This window comes from Micromonospora sp. NBC_01655, assembly GCF_026339755.1.
Lineage (GTDB): Bacteria > Actinomycetota > Actinomycetes > Mycobacteriales > Micromonosporaceae > Micromonospora.
In genome coordinates this window covers 2,830,670-2,849,938 of record NZ_JAPEQF010000001.1, presented here as the reverse complement: position 1 = coordinate 2,849,938, position 19,269 = coordinate 2,830,670, and the positions used below count along the sequence as shown (strand labels likewise).

Below are 19,269 nucleotides of genomic sequence, written 5' to 3'. Positions count from 1 at the left end.
AACGAGAGAGAACCGATGCGTCGCACCAGACGACTCATACCCCGCACCCTCAGCATCGTCACCATCACTGCGGTCACCCTCACCCTCGCGGTCGCCCTACCGGGCGCTCCGGCCGCAGCCGCCCGGCCGCCGGCCAACCTGGGCCAGCTCGCCGTCGTACCGCTGGACGACCGGCCGTTCACCGCGTACACGCCGGTCGCGGTCGCCGAGGCCGGCGGGCACCAGGCGCTGACACCACCGAAGAACCTGCTCGGCGAGTACTTCACCTATGGTCAGGCCGACGCGGTCGGCGCCTGGTGGCGGAAGTCCGCCGCCGGCGCGGTCGGCTCGGTCGTCGCGGCCCCGATGCTCGCCTACGGCGGCCTGGTCGCCTCCCGGTCCTGCGAAACCAGCCTGGCCGACGCGCGGCGGCGGCTCACCGTGCTGGACGAGGTGAAGCGGAAGAACCCCGACAAGCCCCTCTACGCGTTCGACGTGATCATGCGCCTCACCATCGAGCCGACCAGCAGCTATCCCGGCATGTACTCCGGTCCCATCCGGCGCTGGGCGATTCTGATGGACCAGGTGGAGAACCTCGGACAGGAGGAGCACCGGGCCGAGTACGAGCAGGTCGCCAACGAGATCCCCGAGGAGGTCAAGGCGGACTTCCGCTGTGCCCGGGCTCGGAACCACCAGATCAACCGAGACATGATCGAACGGGTCGCGAACGGCACCGTCGACTACCTGATCCTCGGCCAGGACGACGCCACCGAGTACGGCCCGCACCGCCTGGAGAAGGCCGGCCTGGCCGCGCTCACGGCGAAACTCGGGGTCCAGGACCGGGTCAAGATCTACCCGGGCGCGGACATCCTCGGCGCGCTGCTGGTGGCCAAGCACATCACCAAACGGCTCGGCGAATCCCCGACTGTCGACGTCGAGTGGTCCCGGACCCCCGGCGACCAGTGGGTCGCGCCCTATCAGGACGTCCCCTACGCCACCCTGGTCGACGAATACGTGCGTACCCTCGGTGCCCGCCCCTCTGACCGGCCCGACGCCGACATCCTGTTGATGGCGAACACGGCCGGGGGCGGAGACCTGGAACCCTTCGCCGACCGCATCCACGACGCGGTGGCCCGGGGCCGACTCGTCGCAGTCGGCGACGACGCGGTGGCCGGGAAGGTGGACAGCGAGCTGCGTTCACTGCTCGCCCCCCGAATCCGGTTCGGGGAACTGGCCGGTTGGTCCGGCTGGAACATCGGTCTGTCGATCTCCCAGTCGGTGGTCCGCGCGGCGCTGTTGCAGGCGAGCCGGACCGGACGACTGCCGGGCTTCCCGGGCAAGTCGAAGGGGCTTCCCTTCCACAACGCACGCCAGGCCATCCTGCTGGGCGCCGCCACCGCACACGTCGAGTTGACGTTGCAGGAGCTGGCCCACACCGATGTCTACCGAAACCAGGTGCTCAGCCAGGTCCAGGCGTACGCCCGGGACAACGGCGACGATCCGCAGCACATGACGAAGGTGTTCGAGGGCGCCAACCAGATCGCGGTGGAGCGGACCAGGCTGCTGGCCGATCAGCTCTTCGCCGACGAGTTCGCCGGCGCCCCGATCCGAGCCGGCGACGACGGCCGGTACGAGGTGAGCGCCGTCGTGCACCGGCTGAATTCCTGGGAGATGACGCTGGCCTGGTCGCGCTACCAGGAGCTGGAGGCCTTCCCCACACTCGCCCTGAGCACCGCCCCCACCGACCGCGGCGCGCTGCTCACCGTCTCGGCCCTGCCCGTGCGAACCACGGTTCGGCCGGACTCGGACGTGGACACCCGGATCACCGCGGTGCTCCGTAACGACGTCGACGTTCCGGTGACGGCAAAGCTCGGCGCCGTCGTCCCGCAGGGGTGGGCCAGCCCGGCCCCGGTCGAGGTACGGCTCGCCCCGTTCGCGGTGGTGGAGGTTCCGTTGACCGTGGGAGTCCGACAGCTCGCGGCCGAGCAGAGCGCCACCGTCACGGTCGACGCCCCACACGGCGTGCTGCCAAGCGGGTTCCGCCCGTTCACCGCGAGCGCCACCACGACCGTCAGCGCGGTGTGGCGCAACGTGGCGCTGGCGTCCGAAGGCGCCACGGCCACCGCGTCGGGCTGGTGGCAGAAGTACGTGCCAGCACACGTGATCGACGGCAACCGAGCCAGCGCCGGTAGTCGCTGGATCACCGATCCGGCCGGCAGCCACTGGCTCCAGGTGGGGTTCGCCGACCCGGAGCTGATCGACACCGTGCAGCTCCACCAGTACGGCGGGTACGAGCTGACCGCGTACCGGATCTCGGGCCTCGTCGGCGGTGTCTGGCAGGTGCTCAGCGAGATCACCGGAAACACGACCCAGGTCACCACGCACACGTTCACGCCGGTCCGCGCAACCTCGGTCCGCCTTGACGTGCTCCACAGCCGGGACAGCCGGGCGCGGCTCTACGAGATCGAGGTGACCTGCCGGGCCGACTCCTGCGGCTGACCGTCCGCCCCACCGGGCCCACGGACCAGCGTCAACACCACCGCCCGCAGGTCCGGTTACCGGATGTTTCTCCACCGGTAACCGGACCTGCGGGCGGCCTGCGGGGTCCGCCGCACTCCGGGTGCGGGTAGGTCGCGGCTGGCACCAGGTGTCGTCGGGGCGGCCCGTTTCGCGCCGGCCCCGGCGGGTACGCGCGCCCCGGACGAAGGAGAGGGGTGCCCAGAGATGGCCGGCATCATGCTGCGCAGCACCGCGTTCAACGATCATGACCAGTTGCCCGGACGCTTCGCCCGTGACGACGCGAACGTCTCGCCGCCGTTGCAGTGGGCCGACGTGCCCGACTCGGCGCAGGAGCTGGTGCTGCTCGTCGAGGACCCCGATGCGGGCCGGGAGCCGTTCGTGCACTGGCTGGTCACGGGGATCACGCCGGAGAGCGACGGGGTGGCCGAGGGGGCGGTGCCCGACGGAGGGCGGGAGTGGCCGAACGGGTTCGGCGCGGCCGGCTGGGGTGGCCCGCGCCCGCCGCAGGGCGAGGATGCGCACCGCTACTTCTTCCGCCTGTACGCGCTGGACCGGCCGCTGGAGCTGCCCGCCGAGCCGTCCGCCGGGGACGTGCACCGGGCGTTGGCCGGCCGCGAGCTGGCCAGCGGCACCACGGTCGGCACCTACCGCCGCTGACCGGGCAGCCCCCCGGCCTCCGCGCCGGGTCAGCCCTTGATGCGGGGGACGAGCCGGTGCACGACGGCGAGCACCAGCGCCGCGACGATGGCCATGCTGCCGGCGATGCCGGCGGCGCTGCCCGCGTAGCCGACGAACAGCGACCGGCGGCCCATCTGGTCGGGGTCCAGCCGGGGCAGGTCGACCAGCCAGGACAGGGCCAGCCCCGAGCTGACCACGGCCAGGGCGCCGGCCAGGCCGAGCACCACGGCGGCGACGCGGTGGGCGTCGGCCGGCTCCACCTGGGCCTGTTCCCGCTGGGTGACCAGCAGTAGCAGCCCGGCCAGCGCCGCCCAGACCCCGACCACCAGGAACGCCGCCACGGCGTCGCTCGGGCGGTGCCAGCCGGCGGAGAGGGTGGCCACCCCGGCGACGGCCGCGTACCCGGCGCCGACGAACGCGCCGAGTACCCGCACGGTGCGCGGGAGCACCAGGATCAGCGCCAGGGCCACCGACGCCGCCACGGCGGTGTGCCCGCTGGGCAGGCTGTTGCCGGCGACGGCCCGTTCCGGGTCGATGCCGTACTCGGGCCGGTCCAGGACGTACTTGAGCAGTTGGGTGGTCGCGTTGGCCCCGGCGATCAGCAGGGTGGCCGTGATGGCCAGCGCGACCCGACGCCGGATCAGCGCGATGAAGCCGATCACCGCCGTGGCCACCAGCAGCGACAGCGCCGACATGGTGTTGAGGACGCGGTTGACCGGCTCGGCGATACGGTCCTGGCCGATCCGGTTGCCGGTCAGCGCCACCGTGTCGACCCACTGGCCGAGTTCGGTGTGCAGGGCGGCGCGCCACACCACGACGAACGCGACCGCCTGGGCGAGGGCCAGTACGACCAACCAGACCGCCGTCCAACCCCTCGCCGCGCGCACCCGCACACCGTAGCGGCCCGTCCGGGCACGCCTCCTGGTGGCCCGCCGACACCCTGACGTTAGTTTGGAGCGGACCGACAGGAGGTGGCCGGTGACCGCCATGCCCGGGCCCGACGGGCCGTCCACCCGTGAGCCGCACCCGGCCGATCGACCGGAGTCGCTCGCGGACCTGCTCGGCGGCCGGCGGGGCGCGGTCGACGCCACGCTGCCGCCGGTGGCGTTCGCGGTCGGCTGGCTGGCCACCGGGCACTCACTGGTCGGCGGGGTGGCCGCCGCGGTGCTGGCCGGGACGGCCGTGGCCGGCTGGCGGCTGCGCCGGGGGGACCGGCCGGGCTCGGTGCTGGTCGGCCTGCTCGCGGTCTGCGTGGCCGCGCTGATCGCGTTGCGCACCGGGCGGGCCACCGACTTCTTCCTGATCCAACTGCTGTCCAACGCGGCCAGCGCGCTGGCCTGGGTCGTCAGCATCGCGGTCCGCTGGCCGCTGCTGGGCGTCGTCGTGGGGGTGGCGCTGCGCCAGCGGGGGCGGTGGCGGCGCGACCCGGCGCTGCTGCGGGCGTACTCGCGGGGCAGTTGGGTGTGGGCGGCCACGTACGTGCTGCGGCTGGCGGTCTTCGTGCCGCTCTACCTCGGCGGTCAGGTGCTGGCGCTGGTGGTGGCGCGGGTCGCGCTGACCTGGCCGCTGGTGGCGACGGCGCTGGCGGTGAGCTGGCTGGTGATCCGCCGGTCGCTGCCGGCCGGGCACCCGGGGCTGCGGCACCCGGTCACCGTGCCCGGGCCGGCGGTGCGGGCCGGTGCGGACGACGTCAGCGGCGCGGGCCGCGCGGGCGGAGTCGGGACGGGCGCCTGAGCAGCGGGCGCGGCTGGCGGGCGCGGGCCGGGGCCAGGACGTAAAGGGAGAGGCCGCCACGGGGGGAGCGGCCTCTCCGGTGACGTACGTTACTCCGTCCACGACCGTCGCGTGATCCCTCGACGACCACTTTTTCCGGTGCTTTTTCGCGGCAACTTCGGTTTCGGGCGGTGGGACGGGCCGGCCGGTCCGCTGCGTCGACCGGACAGCCGGCCCGTCCCGGCCTGACCGTGGGAGTCAGGCCGCCGGCCGACCGGGCTCATAGTTCCCCCTGGCCCGGCCGGACTCCGGGCGGGCGGGCCGCGCCGCCCACCCGGAGGATCCGGGTCACCCGTTCGGGAACAGGTTCCCGTAGTCGGCGTACGCCATGGCGACGTCGGCCTGGGCCCAGAACCGGTGGTAGTTGAACGTCGGCTCCGGGCCGCCGTTGAGGTATGCCTGCACCTTCGGCCAGTCGGGGTCGTTCTTGTAGAAGGACCGGATGTCCAGGAAGCTCTTGCCGGCGGCGATGGCGTCGCCGTTGGGCATCTTCCCGGTCCAGCCCGGTGGGATGTACAGGCCCTGGCCGTCGGCGGCGTTGTAGACGTCGTCGAAGCGCTTGTAGTCGCCGCGCTTCTCCGGCATCGAGACGCCCTTGGCGTCGCTGGCCGCGTACAGCGCGTCGAGCAGCCCCTTGGCGGTGGTCTTGGCCGCCGCGTTGCCGGACTTCGCGGCGTACGCGATCAGGGTCCGGGCGTAGGCGGCGGCGACACCGACGTCCTGGCCCTTGACGGTGACCTCGACGTGCAGGTTGGTGTTGGGCTGCGGGCTGGCCGGGTTCCAGTTGGCGGGCTGGCCGGTCCACTTCATGTCCGACGGGATCGACCAGTTGGCGCCCACCGTGGTGTTGGCGATCGCCCACGGCACCCACTTGTCCAGCAGGGCCTTGGCCTTCGCGTTGCCGGTCTCCAGGTACAGCTCGGCGATGCGCTGCATCGACCACGCCTGCATGCCGAACCACTGGTTCGACGGCGGGTCGTTGTAGACCGGGTCGACGTCGTAGAACATGCCGTAGAAGGTGGCGGTGCCGGCCGGCGGGGTGCCGTAGTTGCCGTCCCAGCTGTTGGTGGCGCCACCGGCGATGCCGCCCTCGGCGGACTGGAGCCAGGTGTAGAACTCCAGCTGCCGGTCGAGGCTCTTCTGCCAGTCGGCGACGGCGGTCGGGGACTGCGGCTTGAGCTCGGCCACGTTGGTCAGCGCCCAGGCCGCGAACGGGTTCTGGTAGCCGAAGTGGTTGTGGCTGGAGCCGATCCGCCACGACCAGTTCTGGTTGGCCTCGTACGCGCCGCCCCAGGCGTAGTACCAGGACATCAGGTAGTGCGCCGAGTCCTTGCCGGTGCCGGCCGGGCAGGCGCTGGCGCCGACGCAGTTGCCGATCTTCTTGAAGTACTTGTCGAACATCGCGTACCGCAGGTAGTCACCCATCTTCGCGGCCTTGGTCACGGTGGCGGCGACGTCGGCCTGCTTGCCCTGCGCCTTGGCCCAGGTCAGGGCCCAGTACGCGGCCTGCACGGCACGGGCGTCCGCGTCGGGGGCGTTGGTGTACTTCCACTGCTTGGCGGGGGCGTTGGCCTCCTTGACGAACAGGTCGAGGTAGCCGTACTGGCCGCCGTGCTTGAAGGTGTCGCAGGACGGCTGCGGCACGGTCTCCCACACCGACTCCTGGGTGCCCCGCTGGAAGGTGTTGATGTACGCCGGCCTGGTGGTGCCGTCACCGCAGTGGCCGTAGCCGTAGGTGTTGTCGACGTCCAGCAACCAGTGCATGCCGTAGATGTCGCCGGTGCCGTAGGTGCTCTGCAACTCCGAGCGCAGCGGGTCCTGGCCGACCGGGACGTTCGGCTGGAGCTGCGACGGGTACTGGTTGGGCAGCGGCCACTCCGCGGCGTACTGCGGGGTGCCCGCGGCGCCGGCGGTCGCCTGGTCGGCGTGCGACGGGATGATGTACTTCTCCATCACCGTCCAGGAGTTGTTGAACGGGGCCCAGTTCTGGGTGACCCGGCCGTACTGGGCCTCCAGCCACAGCCAGAAGCTGAACGCCTCGGACGTGGTCTCGTGGCCGTGGTCGGGCGCCTCGACGATCAGCGTCTCGATCGAGTGGTACGGCACGCCCTCGGGACTGAAGTAGCCCGAGTTCTTGATCTTGCCGTACTGGTCGAGGAAGCGCTTGATGTAGGCGTTGTCCCCGCCCGGGGCGTCGTTGTCGATCTCCGTGGCGGTGACGGCCAGGGGGGCGACGCCGGCGCCGGAGGCGGTGATGGTGGCGGTGCCCCCGACGGTGTCGGCGTCCTCCGCGGCGGCCACGGTGACGGTGACGCCGGTGTTCCAGTTGGCGGTCGTCAGGGTGACCGAGGCCGGCGTGACGGTGATGTCGGCGTCGCCGGTGCGGGTCAGCGTCACCGGCACGTTGGCCGTCGGCGCCGCGCTGAGCTTGAGGTTGAACGTGGCGGTGCCGCCCTCGTTCACGCTGACCGCGGACGGGGTGGCCACCAGCTTCGGGCCGGTGGCCGCGGCGACGGTGAACGCCTTCTCGTCGACGGCGATGCCGTTGGCGTTGTCGTATGCCTTGGCCTGGACGGTGTAGCTGCCGGCCGGCAGGTCCTCCAGGGTGTAGCCGTACGGGGCGGTGGTGTCGGTGTTGACCAGCAGGCCGTTGCGGTAGAACTCGACCTTGCTGATCGTCCCGTCCGGGTCGCTGGCGGTGGCGGTCAGCGGCACGTCGGCCGGGGCCTCGAACGGGCCGGCCGGCACGCCGAGGGACACCGTCGGCGGCTGGTTGGCGGGGGTGCCGTCGCAGGCGACGCCGTTGAGGGTGAACGCGGTGGGCTTCGGGTTGCTGCCGGAGTAGCTGCCGTTGAAGCCGATGGTGGTCGACGCCCCGGTGCCGAGGCTGCCGTTGTACGACTCGTTGGTCGCGGTCACCTCGCTGCCGGCCTGGCTGTACTTCGCCGACCAGCCCTGGACCACCTTCTGGCTGCTGTCGGGGAACGTCCACCTGAGCGTCCAGCCGTTGATGGCGTCGCCCAGGTTCTTGATGGTGACGTTGGCGGTGAAGCCGCCGCCCCAGTCGTTGGTGGCGTAGACCACGTCGCAGGCCGGGGCGGCCTGCGCGGCGCCGGCCGGCAGGGCGACCCCGCCGACGGCCAACGTGGCGGCGGCGAGCATCGCCGTCCGGCGACGTCTTGCCATGAGTCTCATGTGCGCGGTGTCTCCTCGGACCAGGCCGGGGCGCGGGGCCCCGGCGGGGAGCGCCTCCACGTGCGGGTGGCACGGGGGGACGGAGGCGCTCGGGATGGTGGTCGTTCCGGCCCGGCCGGGTTCGCAGGACGGGGCGTCGTCGCTGGCAGACAGCGCCGTCCGTCCTCTCGGGTGCCGTCCGGAAACCGGATGCCCTCGGCGACCCGCGCTCACGCGAGCTGGCTCCTCGTCGCGGTAGGTCGACAGTGTGGCATGGAAGCGCTCCCACAACAAGGAGCGAGCATGAGGCGGCAGCTAGATGTTTCGATCTCGTTTTGGGTCTTTCACAAACCCGTGACGGGCGTTACAGTCGCTGCATCGTCGATGGGAGCGCTTCCATCGACGGAGATGCACAGAAGATGTTGACCGGGGTCGTCGTGCGCGACGCCCCCGGGACCCTGCCCGAAGGCTGACGGCGGGCCAGCCCGGACGCCGCCGCCAGCCACCACCCACCGACGACGGAGGGAGGTGGAACCAGAGCCACTCGCGTGGCCCGGCTCCCGCGCGACACGCACGGCAGGACGCCAATTCCACTCGTGCGTGTTTGCATCAAGGTGGGGACGGGGGTTGCCCTCCCCCGTCCCCACACTAAACCCCCTGCCACCATGGGAAAAGAGGCCGACGGGTCAGGCGTGTCATCGCCGCCCGGCCGGCCTCGCTCGCTATCGGCGTACGCCGGCGCACCCGCGCCCCCGACCGCCGCCCCCGGCAGCGCCCCACCTGCGCATCCGCGCAACCGGCCGCGCACCGGACCATTCCGCACAGCAGAGCCGACCCGGCACAGTCGCGGTCGTCCGCCCCCGCCTGCCTTATGCTGGGAGCGCTCCCGGCCGGTTGCGGCGGGCACCCACCACAAGGAGAAGGCCCCATGTCGATGCTCACCCGGCGGCGGCTGCTCAGCCGCGCCGCACTTTCCGCCACCGCCGGGGCCGCCGGCGCCGGCCCGCGCACCGGCGCCCTCGCGACCGCCGTCGCCGCGACCGCCGGCAGCCTGGCCGCCGGCTGCGGAACCGGGTCGGACCCCGACACCGACCCGACCGACCGGCCCCGGGGCGAGCGGCGCTTCCCGACCGGTTTCGGCTGGGGCGCGGCCACCTCGGCGTACCAGATCGAGGGCGCCGCCAAGGAGGACGGCCGGGGCGAGTCCGTCTGGGACACCTTCAGCCACACCCCCGGCCGGACCCGCAACGGCGACACCGGCGACGTGGCCGCCGACCACTACCACCGCTACGCCGACGACCTCGACCTGATGCGCGACCTGGGGCTGCGCAGCTACCGGTTCTCCATCTCCTGGCCGCGCATCCAGGCCGACGGCACCGGCACGGTCAACCAGCGGGGCCTCGACTTCTACCGCCGGCTGGTCGACGGGCTGCACGAGCGGGGCATCTCGCCGATGGCCACCCTGTTCCACTGGGACCTGCCGCAGGCGTTGCAGGACGCCGGCGGCTGGGAGAACCGGGACACCGCGTACCGGTTCGCCGAGTACGCCGAGGCGGTCTTCCGCGGCCTCGGCGACCAGGTGCCGGCCTGGCTCACCATCAACGAGCCGAAGACCGTGGTGCAGAACGGCTACCTCTCCGGCCACCACGCCCCCGGCTTCCAGGACCCGCAGGCGGCGTACCTGGTCGCCCACCACCTCCAGCTCGCCCACGGGCTCGCCGTGCGGGCGCTGCGCGCCACCGGCGACGCCGGCCGGATCGGCCCCGCGCTCAACCTGCACCCCTGCTACCCCGCCGACGACAGCCCCGAGGCGACCCGCGCCGCGCACCTCTACGACGGGTACGAGAACCGCCTCTACCTCGACCCGGTCTTCAAGGGCAGCTACCCGGCCGACGTGCTCGCCGACCTCGGCGCCGACAGCCGGCTGGCCCGGGGCGTCGCCGACGGCGACCTGGAGATCATCTCCTCGCCGGTCGACCTGCTCGCCGTGCAGTACTACACCCCGTACTACGTCACCGGCGACGGCGGCACGGTCATGCGCTGGCCCACCTCGCAGGCGGACTGGCAGCAGATCTACCCGGACGGCATGTACGACACCCTGACCCGGGTCACCCGCGACTACGGCCCCATCCCGCTGACCGTCACCGAGAACGGCCTGCCCCAGGCGGACACCCTCTCCGCCGACGGCACGGTCGACGACGCCGGCCGGATCAGCTTCCTGCGCGACCACCTGGCCGCCGCGCACCGGGCCATCTCCGACGGGGTGCCGCTGGAGAGCTACCACGTCTGGTCGCTGCTGGACAACTTCGAGTGGGCCGAGGGGTACGACCAGCGCTGGGGCCTGGTCTACGTGGACTACCCCACCCAGCGCCGGGTGCTCAAGCGCAGCGCGCACTGGTACCGCGAGGTGATCCGGAGCAACGGCCTCTAGCCCGACGGCGAGCCACCCGGACGGGCGCGGCCGTGCCGCGCCCGCCCGGGTGGCCTCCGGCGGACCCGTCGTCCCGGCCCCGCCGGGCGGGGCCGGGACGACGTGGTCAGCGGGGCAGCGCCTGCTGGAGTTCGGCCCGCAGCGCCGGGGTGAGCATCTCGCCGGCCTGCTTGGCCAGCCGGGCCATCTCGTACCCGACCACGCCGATGTCGGCGTCCCCGGCCGCCAGCGTGGCCAGGATCGAGCCGTCGCGCACCTGCATCACCAGGAAATAGCCGCGGCCCATCTCCACCACCGTCTGCTTGACGACGTCGTCGTCGAACATCTGCGCAGCCCCGGCGGTGATACTCATCAGGCCCGAGGTCACCGCGGCGAGCTTGTCGGCGTTGTCGCGGGGCAGGTGGTCGGAAACCGCCACCAGCAGCCCGTCGGACGAGACCACGATCGCGTGCGCCACGCCGGGCACCCGCTGCGCGAACCCGCTCACCAACCAGCTCAGGTCCCGGGCCTCCTGGCTCAACGTCATCACTGTTGTCCCCCTTCGGTGTTCCCGCCGGCCGGCGGCAGGAAAATCTCGGTGGTCTCCTCCGCCTCGGCCCGCCGCACCCCGCTGTACAGCCGGGACAGCATGCCGCCGACGGCCTCCGGGTCCAGGTCGTGCCGCGGCGGCCGGGCCGTGCCCGGTCGGGCGGATCGGGTCACGGCGGACAGCTGCGCCATCGGCACCCGCACCGGCAGGCCGCGCTCGTTGGTGCCCCCGGTGACCGGGACCGCCGGGGGCGCCGGGGCTGCCGGGGCGCCACCCTGGGCCGGGCCCTGCCGCGACCACCAGCCGCCCCCGCCGTCGGCGGGCACCCCGGCGGCCGGGGCGAGCACGTCCTCCGCCCGCACCGGCACCGGCCGGGACTGCCGCGGCGTGGTCACGCTGCGCGGCCGGCGGCCGGCCACCGGCAGCTCGCCCGGGCCCGCCGGCCCGCCGCCGGTCCACCCCGCCACATCGCCGCCCGGCTGCGCGGACCCGGCGGCGACGAAGCCGTTCTGCGCGGACCCCGCGACGCCGGCCTGCCCGGACCCCGCGACGCCGGCCCATGCGGCAGCGGCATCGCCCGAGCGGGCCGTCCCGCCCAGCGCGGTGGTCAGCATCCGCCGCGACGGCGGCGGGTCGAGCTGGACCGGCGGGGCGGCGGTGAGCAGGGCCGCCGGGATCCGGACCAGGGCCACCAGGCCGTCCTCGCGGGGGTGCAGGCGCACCTGCACCGCGTGCCGGGCGGCCAGGTGGCTCACCACGAACAGGCCCATCCGCTCGGACGCCGCGACGTCGGCGGCCGGCGGGGACGTCAACACCTCGTTCGCCTCGGCCAACGCGGTCGGGCTCATCCCCAACCCCCGGTCGGTCAGCTCCACCAGGGCACCGGGGCCCTCAGGGCGGGCGGCGACCAGCACGACGGTGTCCGGCCGGGAGAACGTGGTCGCGTTCTCCAGCAGCTCGGCGAACAGGTGGACCAGGTCACCGATGACGTGCCCGACGACGTGCAGGTCGGCCGTCTGCTCGTGGCGCACCCGCTGATACTGCTCGATCTCGGCGCTCGCGGCCAGCAGCACGGCGGCGAGGCTCACCGGCCGGTTCCACCGCCGGGTCGACTCGCTGCCGGCGAGCACCAGCAGGCTCTCGTCGCTGCGCCGCAGCCGGGCGGCCAGGTGGTCGAGCCGGAACAGGTTCTCCAGCTGGTCCGGGTCGCTCTCCTCGCGTTCCAGGTCGTCGAGGAGTTCGAGCTGCCGCTCCACCAGCACCTGGCTGCGCCGGGCCAGGTTGACGAACATCAGGTTGACGTTGCGGCGCATGGTCGCCTGCTCCACCGCGACGCTGACCGCGCTGCGGTGCACCGCGACGAACGCCTCGGCCAGTTCGCCGATCTCGTCCAGCGAGCGGACCACCGCCGGCGGTACCTCGATGTCGGACACCCCACTGTTGACCTGCCGCAGCCGGTCCAGGGCGTCGGGCAGGTCGATCTGGGCGATCCGCAGCGCCTGGCCGCGCAGCAGCCGCATCGAGCGGGCGACGGACCGGCCGACCAGCACCGAGATCAGCAGGGCGACCAGCAGCACCGCGACGATCCCGCCGACCACCAGCAGGGTGGCCCGTAACTGGCCGGCGCTGGCGTCGTCGGCCCGGGTCACCGCGTCGTCGAGGACGGCGGTCTCCAACTGCCGCAGCCGCTCCTGGCGCTGCTCGCCGGCCGCCCACCACTGCCGGGCGTCCAGGACGCGAGGCGCGGCGCCGCCGATGGGCAGGCTCTGCTCCTCCAGCTTCGTGGCGGCGGCGAGGGCCGGCTCCTCCGACGCGGCGTCGTAGCGGCGGATCTGGTCGGTGGTGGCCACCACCCGGAACGCGCCGAGGGCGGTGAGCTGCTGGGCCCGCAGGTCGGTCAGCTCGACCTGGTCCTCCACTCCGAACCGGCCGGCACGGGCCGCGGCGTAGAGCTCGGCGCGGACCCGGGAGGACAGCTCCTTGACCCGGGCCAGCTGGACGTAGCGCAGCACGCTGTCGTTGAGCGCCCGCTGGCCCTCCCCCGGCGAGGGCTGGGCGAGCAGGGTCAGCAGCGCGTCGATCGCCCGGTGGTAGTTGCCGAGGATGGTGTCGTTGGCCAGCACCGCCGGGGGAACGGTCGCCCGGATGTAGATCACCTGGTCGTACGCCTCCAGCGTCTCCGAGTAGGCGACCTGCCAGGCGGCGTCGGCGTCGGCCAGCGGGCCGGCCGCCCGCCGCAGCTCCCGCACGGCGGCGTCACTGGCGGCATGCAACGGCCGCAGCGCGGCGATCGCGGCGTCCCGGTCCGCCCGGCCGCCGACCCGGCGCAGCTCGGCCAGCTCACCAGCGGTGCGGTCGCGTTCCCGCTGGAGCTGGTGCACCACGGCGGTGATCTCCCGCCCGATGCCGACCTGCTGGGCGAACTCGCTCAGCGCGGTGGTCTGCCCGACCAGCCCCCGGGTCTGCACCCCGGCCAGCACCAGGAACGCCACCGAGGGAATGACGAGCACCGTGACGAGCTTGGTCCCCATCCGCCAGTCCCGCAGCCGCAGCGGCGAGCGGCGGCGGTGCGGCACGACGCGGACGTCGAACCGACGCCGACGGTGGTTGGACACCCCGCTTCCCGCCGGGTCGGGACCTACGCCCACACAAGCCTCCTAGGCCCTCGCGTCCACCGCATCGGGGAGCGGGGTCCATCCAACCAGGCAGGCCGGCGCTGTCAACGGGCTCACCTGAGCGAAAGGTCAGGAAGGACACCGAGGGCCGCGCCGACCTGGCGGGGTCGGTGAGGGCACCTCATCCGTCCGGCCGATGTCGCGGAGCGCCACCGGCTCGTCCCACCGGCCCAGCGCCACCCGGGCCGCGCCGGTCGCGCCGATCTCCGGGTCGGGGCGGTAGCGCACCCGACGGGGCGCCAGGACGGCCGCGAACGACTCCCGCCACCACCCGGACGCGGCCAGCGCGCCGCCACCCAGCACCACCTCGACCGGCCCGTCCACGGTGGACTCCAGCTCGGCCAGATCGGTGTCGACCAGCCGGCAGATCCCGGACATCAGTCCGGCGAGGACGTCGACCGCGCCCGTGCCGAAGCTCAGCCCACGCAGTTCGCCGGAGCCGGCCGGGGCGTGCCCGGGGGGCCGGTCGCCGCCGAAGCGCGGATTCGCCGGCACCCCGCCGCCCGGCGTGATCCGGGCCAGCGCGGCCTCCAGCTCGGCGCCCTCCGGCAGCCGCAGTTCCCGCCTGGCCCAGGCGAACAGGTTGCCCCCGCTGGAGTACGCCGCCCCGGTGACCACGTGGTCGTGGTCGACCCGGTACCGCCACAGCCCGGCGGGCAGCGGCGGCAGCTCCGCGCCGGCCGGCACGGCCTGCACCAGCCGGACGGCCGCGGACGTGCCGACGGTCACCGCGGCCCGGCCCGGACCCACCGCGCCGGAGCCGACGTTCGAGGCGGCCCCGTCCCCCACCGGCGCCGACCAGGCCGCGCCGGCGAGCTGCGGCCAACGGCGGGCGTGCTCCGGCCGCAGCCGGCCCCGCCAGTCGGCGGGGGCCAGCTCGGGCAGCTCACCGGGGCCCGCGCCGGCCAGCTCGCACGCCTCGGCGTCCCAGGCCAGCGTGCTCAGGTCGAGCAGCCCGGTGCCGGAGGCCTCGGACACCGACATCGGGGCCGCGTCGAGCAGGGCGCCGAGCACGAACTCGGCCAGGCCGACGAAGCGGGCCGGCGGGGTCGAGGTGCGCTGCCGCAGCCAGGGCAGCCGGACCGACCAGTAGCAGCGGTGCCACCAGGTGCCGGTGCGCCGGTGGTAGGCGGCCTCGTCGGCCGGGCCGGTCGCGCCGGCCGAGGGCCCCGGCCGGGTGTCCAGCCAGGTGAGCACCGGGCCGAGCGGCTCGCCGGCCCGGTCCACCGGCAGCACCGAGTGCCACTGGGCGGAGACGGCGACCAGCCCGACGTCGCGCAGGTGACCGCCGGCGGCCAGCTCGTCCAGGCACTCGACGAGGCAGGCCAGGTAGGCGGGACCGTCCAGGGTGCCGGCGCCGGCGCCGTCGACGGTGAGGCGCACCTTGCGGCGGGCGAGCGCGCCGGGCCGGAGGGAAGCGTCGGCGTCCAGCACGAGGCCACGCACCGAGGAGGTGCCGAGGTCGAGGGCGAGAATGTCCATCGTCGATCACCGTACCCGGCGGCCGGCGTGGCGGCCCGGCGGTCCGCGCCGGCGCAGCCGGCCGGCGGCCGGTCCCGTACCCCGGGATCGGGTTACCGGCGGGCGGCGGCGCGCGTAGGGTGACCGCATGCCCGCGCACCTGACCTGCTGGTGGCCCGCCGACCCGGCGGCCCACCCCCGCGCGTAGCTTCCCACGCGGCCGCCCGAGAAGGCGGTCGCCGGTTTCTCTCCCCGGCCCGGGGCCGCCTCCGACGGCGCCGCCCGGCCACCAGGAGAAACCCCGATGACCAGCCCGCACGACCTGCTCGCCGCCGCCGCCCGCGGCGTCGACCCCGGCCCCTTCGCGCTCGTGCGCCGCGAGGGCGTCGACCACCTGGAACTCTTCACCGGCACGGTACGCCCCGTCGACCGGCTCGCCGACGTCCCGCTGCCCGACGGGCCGCCCGGCCCACGCACCCTGGCCCTGGTGCCCTACCGGCAGGTCACCGAGCGCGGGTTCGCCTGCGTGGACGACGGCGTCCCGCTGGAGTGCCTGGAGATCACCGGACAGGCCCGGTTACCCCTGGCCGACGCGCTCGCCGCCCTGCCCGACGCGCCGGTGTCCGCCGCCGACGCCGGGTTCGACATCGCCGACACCGAGTACGCCGACACCGTGGCCCGGGTGCTCGCCGAGGAGATCGGCCGGGGCGAGGGCGCGAACTTCGTGATCCACCGCACCCTGCGGGCCACGGTGCAGGGCTCCCCGCTGGTCGCCGCCCTGGCCGCGCTGCGCCGGCTGCTGCTGCGCGAGCGCGGCGCGTACTGGACGTTCGTGGTGCACACCGGGACGCGGATCCTGGTCGGGGCCAGCCCGGAGCGGCACGTGAGCGTCGATGACGGCCTCGTCATGATGAACCCGATCAGCGGCACCTTCCGGCACGGCGGGACGGCGGACCGGACGGGCCTGCTGCGCTTCCTCACCGACCCGAAGGAGGTCGACGAGCTGTACATGGTGCTCGACGAGGAGCTGAAGATGATGGCGACCGTCGCCGAACGCGGCGGACAGGTCGTCGGCCCGTACCTCAAGGAGATGTCCCACCTGGCGCACACCGAGTACCTGCTGGCCGGGCGGGGCTGCCTGGACGTGCGGGCGGTGCTGCGGGAGACGATGTTCGCCCCGACAGTGACCGGCAGCCCGATGGAGAACGCCTGCCGGGTGATCGCCCGGCACGAGACGAGCGGACGGCGCTACTACGCCGGGGTGCTGGCCCTGCTGGGCCGCGACGACGCCGGCCGGCAGACCCTGGACGCGCCGATCCTGATCCGCACCGCCGAGATCTCCCCCGCCGGCGAGCTACGGGTGCCGGTCGGGGCGACCCTGGTACGCCACTCCACGCCCGAGTCAGAGGTGGCCGAGACCCACGCCAAGGCCGCCGGGGTGCTGGCCGCCCTCGGCCTGCGCCCGGACGCCCCCGACCCCGGGCCGGGACCGGCGCCGAGGCTGGCCGACGACCCGCAGGTACGCGCCGCGCTGGCCGCTCGCAACGCCCCGCTGGCCCGGTTCTGGTTGGACCAGCGGCCCCCCGGTGCGCTGGCGCTACCCGGGCTGGCCGGCCGCCGGGCACTGATCGTGGACGGCGAGGACACCTTCACCGGCATGCTGGCCCACCAGCTACGGGCCCTCGGTCTGACCGTCGAGCTGACCCCGTGGCACCGGCCCACCCCCGACGACGGGTACGACCTGGTGGTGGTCGGCCCCGGCCCGGGCGACCCGCGGGTCGTGGACCGGCCCAAGATGGCCGCGTTGCGCACGCTGCTCGCCGGGCGGCTCGCCGCCGGGGCGCCCACCCTGGCGGTGTGTCTGGGCCACCAACTCCTGGCCGGGCTGCTCGGGCTGCCGCTGCACCGCCGGGACGCGCCCTACCAGGGGTTGCAGCGCGACGTGACGGTGTTCGGCGCGACCCGACGGGTCGGCTTCTACTCCACCTTCACCGCGCTCGCCGACGCCGACCGGGTGGCCACCGCGTACGGGCCGGTGGAGCTGTCCCGGGACCCGGTCGACCGGGCGGTGCACGCGCTGCGCGGGCCCGGCTTCGCCGGGGTGCAGTTCCACCCCGAGTCGGTGCTCAGCCGCGACGGCCTGACGGTCCTGGCCGACCTGCTCGGGCACCTGCTGTCGGTGCCGCCGAGCCGGTCGCCGGCCGCCGCGCGCCCGGCGCCGGCGGGGCTGGCGCAGGGGCCGGCCGATCGGGCGTAGGGATGCCGCGACCGGCGGTCCGGACGGGGCGGGAGCCCTCGCCCGGGCCACCGGTCGCCCGACGAGGGGTCAGCCGGCGGCCATGCCCCTCTTCAGCGCCGTGCCGATCTGCACCGCCCGCCGCGCGGTCAGCGCCGTCGCGCCGAGCGCCACGGAGTCCGGCGCCACCTCGCCGTTGTTGCTGGTGTGCGAGGCGCCGTACGGGTTGCCGGCGACGAACTGGCTCGGATCGGTGTAGCCGGGGGTGACCACGATGCCACCCCAGTGGTAGAAGACCGTGAGCAACGACAGCAGGGTGGACTCCTGCCCGCCGTGCGACGTCGCCGTCGAGGTGAACGCGGCGTACACCTTGTTCGCCAGCGTGCCCTGCGCCCACAGCGGGCCGGTGGTGTCGATGAACTGCTTGAGCTGCGCGGCGACCATGCCGTACCGGGTCGGTGAACCGAAGATCACCACATCGGCCCAGGACAGGTCGTCCGGCTCGGCCTCCTCGACCTCCTGGGTCTCCAGGCGGTGCGCCTGCCACCCCGAGTTGGAGCGGATCGCCTCGTCCGGCGCCAGCTCACGCACCTTGCGCAGGCGGACCTCGGCTCCGGCCTCACCGGCGGCATCCGCAGCCGCCTGCGCCATCTGGTACGTGATGCCGGTCGCGCTGTAGTAGATCACCGCGACCTTGGTCTGGCCGTCCATCAGATCCTCCTCGGTTCGGGTCAGCTCCGACGACTACCCGTTACTTGCGGCGTCAAACGCCGGGTCGGTGCCGCCGCCCGGCCGCGCGCTGGCATTCTCGACGCATGCTGATCAGGGAGGCCAGCGCCGCAGACTGGCCCGGAATATGGCCGTTCCTGCGCCGGATCGTGGCCGCCGGTGAGACGTACACCTGGCCCCGGGACATCGACGAGTCGACCGGCCGGCGGCGGTGGCTGCCCGGCCCGCCCGCCCGCGTGGTCGTCGCCGTCGACGACACCGGGACGGTGCTCGGGACGGCGAAGCTGGCCCCCAACCAGCTCGGCCCCGGCGACCATGTGGCCAACGCCAGCTTCATGGTCTCCCCGGCCGCCGCCGGGCGCGGGGTGGGCCGGGCGCTGGGCGCGCACGTGCTGGACCTGGCCCGGGCCGAGGGCTACCGGGCGATGCAGTTCAACGCGGTGGTGGCCAGCAACGAACGGGCGGTGGCACTGTGGCGGTCCCTCGGCTTCACGGTGGTCGGCCGGATCCCCGAGGGCTTCCGGCACCCGAGCCAGGGGTACGTCGACCTGCTCGTCATGCACCGCGGGCTCTGACCGGACCTCTTCTACGCCTGGGCGGGCCGGCCGGTGGCCGACATCGTCGCCGACCTCAACGCCCGACACGACCTGACCATGCCGGTGGCGGCCGTCGCCGCCCGCCGGGAGGCCGGGCGGGTCCCGTTCGCCGTGGTCTCCGGCAGCACCCGCGAGTCCGTCACCGCCTCGCTGTCCGCGCTCGGCCTCCTCGACCGGTTCGACGTGCTGGTCTGCGCCGGGGACTACGCGCGACCCAAGCCCGACCCGGAGGCGTTCCTGCTCGCCGCCCGGCTGCTCGGCGTACCCCCGCGGTCCTGCCTGGTCTTCGAGGACGCCGACCTGGGCATTCGGGCCGCCACCGAGGCGGGGATGGCCTCGGTGCGCGTCCCGCAGCCGCGCCAGGGGTGACTGCTCAAGATTTGCGCAAGTTCCACGGTCGGCGGGCCCCGGCGGGGCGGGTAAGCGCCATCCTGAGCGGACCGGCGCCGGTGGCCTGGGGCCGCCGCCCCGCGCCGGGCGACCTGAAC

General features: G+C 74.0%; 13 protein-coding genes. 7 read left to right on the top strand and 6 right to left on the bottom strand.

What is annotated here, in order from left to right; genetic code table 11:
• Positions 1 to 15 precede the first annotated feature (15 nt).
• Both OOK41_RS13385 and OOK41_RS13380 read left to right on the top strand, forming a co-directional pair.
• Entirely contained in the window at positions 16 to 2,478 is a 2,463-nt protein-coding gene (locus tag OOK41_RS13385) for a DUF4127 family protein (protein ID WP_266264979.1), read from the top strand.
• Between the two features lie 225 nt (positions 2,479 to 2,703).
• The gene (locus tag OOK41_RS13380; RefSeq protein ID WP_117669584.1) at positions 2,704 to 3,156 is read left to right on the top strand and encodes a YbhB/YbcL family Raf kinase inhibitor-like protein; all 453 of its coding nucleotides are present in this window, start codon (positions 2,704 to 2,706) and stop codon (positions 3,154 to 3,156) included.
• Between the two features lie 29 nt (positions 3,157 to 3,185).
• Here the strand turns inward: OOK41_RS13380 and OOK41_RS13375 are convergent, their stop codons facing one another.
• Positions 3,186 to 4,070, bottom strand: coding sequence for a phosphatase PAP2 family protein (locus OOK41_RS13375; RefSeq protein ID WP_117669585.1), 885 nt, complete (start codon positions 4,068 to 4,070; stop codon positions 3,186 to 3,188).
• Between the two features lie 94 nt (positions 4,071 to 4,164).
• Between OOK41_RS13375 and OOK41_RS13370 the strand changes: the two genes are divergently transcribed.
• Entirely contained in the window at positions 4,165 to 4,911 is a 747-nt protein-coding gene (locus tag OOK41_RS13370; RefSeq protein WP_243639806.1) for a DUF3159 domain-containing protein, read from the top strand.
• A gap of 327 nt (positions 4,912 to 5,238) precedes the next feature.
• Here OOK41_RS13370 and OOK41_RS13365 read toward each other — a convergent pair whose 3' ends face one another.
• Positions 5,239 to 8,136, bottom strand: a complete 2,898-nt coding sequence (locus OOK41_RS13365; RefSeq protein ID WP_266267811.1) for a glycoside hydrolase family 48 protein — start codon at positions 8,134 to 8,136, stop codon at positions 5,239 to 5,241.
• A 916-nt stretch (positions 8,137 to 9,052) separates the two neighbouring features.
• Between OOK41_RS13365 and OOK41_RS13360 the strand changes: the two genes are divergently transcribed.
• On the top strand, positions 9,053 to 10,555 hold the full coding sequence (locus OOK41_RS13360; protein WP_266264975.1) for a GH1 family beta-glucosidase: 1,503 nt from the start codon (positions 9,053 to 9,055) through the stop codon (positions 10,553 to 10,555).
• A gap of 106 nt (positions 10,556 to 10,661) precedes the next feature.
• On the opposite strand, the gene OOK41_RS13355 is transcribed toward OOK41_RS13360, so the two are convergent.
• The 3 genes from OOK41_RS13355 to OOK41_RS13345 form a co-directional block, all read right to left on the bottom strand.
• Positions 10,662 to 11,075: a roadblock/LC7 domain-containing protein gene (locus OOK41_RS13355; protein WP_207892795.1), complete on the bottom strand. Its 414-nt coding sequence runs from the start codon at positions 11,073 to 11,075 to the stop codon at positions 10,662 to 10,664.
• A 5-nt stretch (positions 11,076 to 11,080) separates the two neighbouring features.
• Positions 11,081 to 13,732: a nitrate- and nitrite sensing domain-containing protein gene (locus OOK41_RS13350; protein ID WP_266264972.1), complete on the bottom strand. Its 2,652-nt coding sequence runs from the start codon at positions 13,730 to 13,732 to the stop codon at positions 11,081 to 11,083.
• Positions 13,733 to 13,828: 96 nt separating this feature from the next.
• A complete protein-coding gene (locus tag OOK41_RS13345; RefSeq protein WP_266264969.1) occupies positions 13,829 to 15,241 on the bottom strand; it encodes an FGGY family carbohydrate kinase in 1,413 nt (470 codons plus the stop codon).
• Positions 15,242 to 15,524: 283 nt separating this feature from the next.
• Here OOK41_RS13345 and OOK41_RS13340 point away from each other — a divergent pair, with 283 nt between their 5' ends.
• The gene (locus tag OOK41_RS13340) at positions 15,525 to 17,477 is read left to right on the top strand and encodes a chorismate-binding protein (protein ID WP_266264967.1); all 1,953 of its coding nucleotides are present in this window, start codon (positions 15,525 to 15,527) and stop codon (positions 17,475 to 17,477) included.
• A gap of 69 nt (positions 17,478 to 17,546) precedes the next feature.
• Here OOK41_RS13340 and wrbA read toward each other — a convergent pair whose 3' ends face one another.
• Positions 17,547 to 18,167, bottom strand: coding sequence for an NAD(P)H:quinone oxidoreductase (gene wrbA, locus OOK41_RS13335; protein ID WP_117669596.1), 621 nt, complete (start codon positions 18,165 to 18,167; stop codon positions 17,547 to 17,549).
• 104 nt (positions 18,168 to 18,271) lie between these two features.
• Here wrbA and OOK41_RS13330 point away from each other — a divergent pair, with 104 nt between their 5' ends.
• Together OOK41_RS13330 and OOK41_RS13325 are read left to right on the top strand one after the other, a co-directional pair.
• Positions 18,272 to 18,760, top strand: a complete 489-nt coding sequence (locus tag OOK41_RS13330; protein WP_266264966.1) for a GNAT family N-acetyltransferase — start codon at positions 18,272 to 18,274, stop codon at positions 18,758 to 18,760.
• Positions 18,761 to 18,793: 33 nt separating this feature from the next.
• Positions 18,794 to 19,150, top strand: a complete 357-nt coding sequence (locus tag OOK41_RS13325) for an HAD family phosphatase (protein ID WP_266264963.1) — start codon at positions 18,794 to 18,796, stop codon at positions 19,148 to 19,150.
• Positions 19,151 to 19,269 lie beyond the last annotated feature (119 nt).

Excerpts from the sequence above, each read along its gene's own strand:
- OOK41_RS13330 (WP_266264966.1), top strand. The coding sequence starts at position 18,272 with ATGCTGATCAGGGAGGCCAGCGCCGCAGACTGGCCCGGAATATGGCCG.
- OOK41_RS13370 (WP_243639806.1), top strand. The coding sequence starts at position 4,165 with ATGCCCGGGCCCGACGGGCCGTCCACCCGTGAGCCGCACCCGGCCGAT.
- OOK41_RS13385 (WP_266264979.1), top strand. The coding sequence starts at position 16 with ATGCGTCGCACCAGACGACTCATACCCCGCACCCTCAGCATCGTCACC.
- OOK41_RS13340 (WP_266264967.1), top strand. The coding sequence starts at position 15,525 with ATGACCAGCCCGCACGACCTGCTCGCCGCCGCCGCCCGCGGCGTCGAC.
- OOK41_RS13360 (WP_266264975.1), top strand. The coding sequence starts at position 9,053 with ATGTCGATGCTCACCCGGCGGCGGCTGCTCAGCCGCGCCGCACTTTCC.
- OOK41_RS13345 (WP_266264969.1), bottom strand. The coding sequence starts at position 15,241 with ATGGACATTCTCGCCCTCGACCTCGGCACCTCCTCGGTGCGTGGCCTC.
- wrbA (WP_117669596.1), bottom strand. The coding sequence starts at position 18,167 with ATGGACGGCCAGACCAAGGTCGCGGTGATCTACTACAGCGCGACCGGC.
- OOK41_RS13365 (WP_266267811.1), bottom strand. The coding sequence starts at position 8,136 with ATGGCAAGACGTCGCCGGACGGCGATGCTCGCCGCCGCCACGTTGGCC.
- OOK41_RS13380 (WP_117669584.1), top strand. The coding sequence starts at position 2,704 with ATGGCCGGCATCATGCTGCGCAGCACCGCGTTCAACGATCATGACCAG.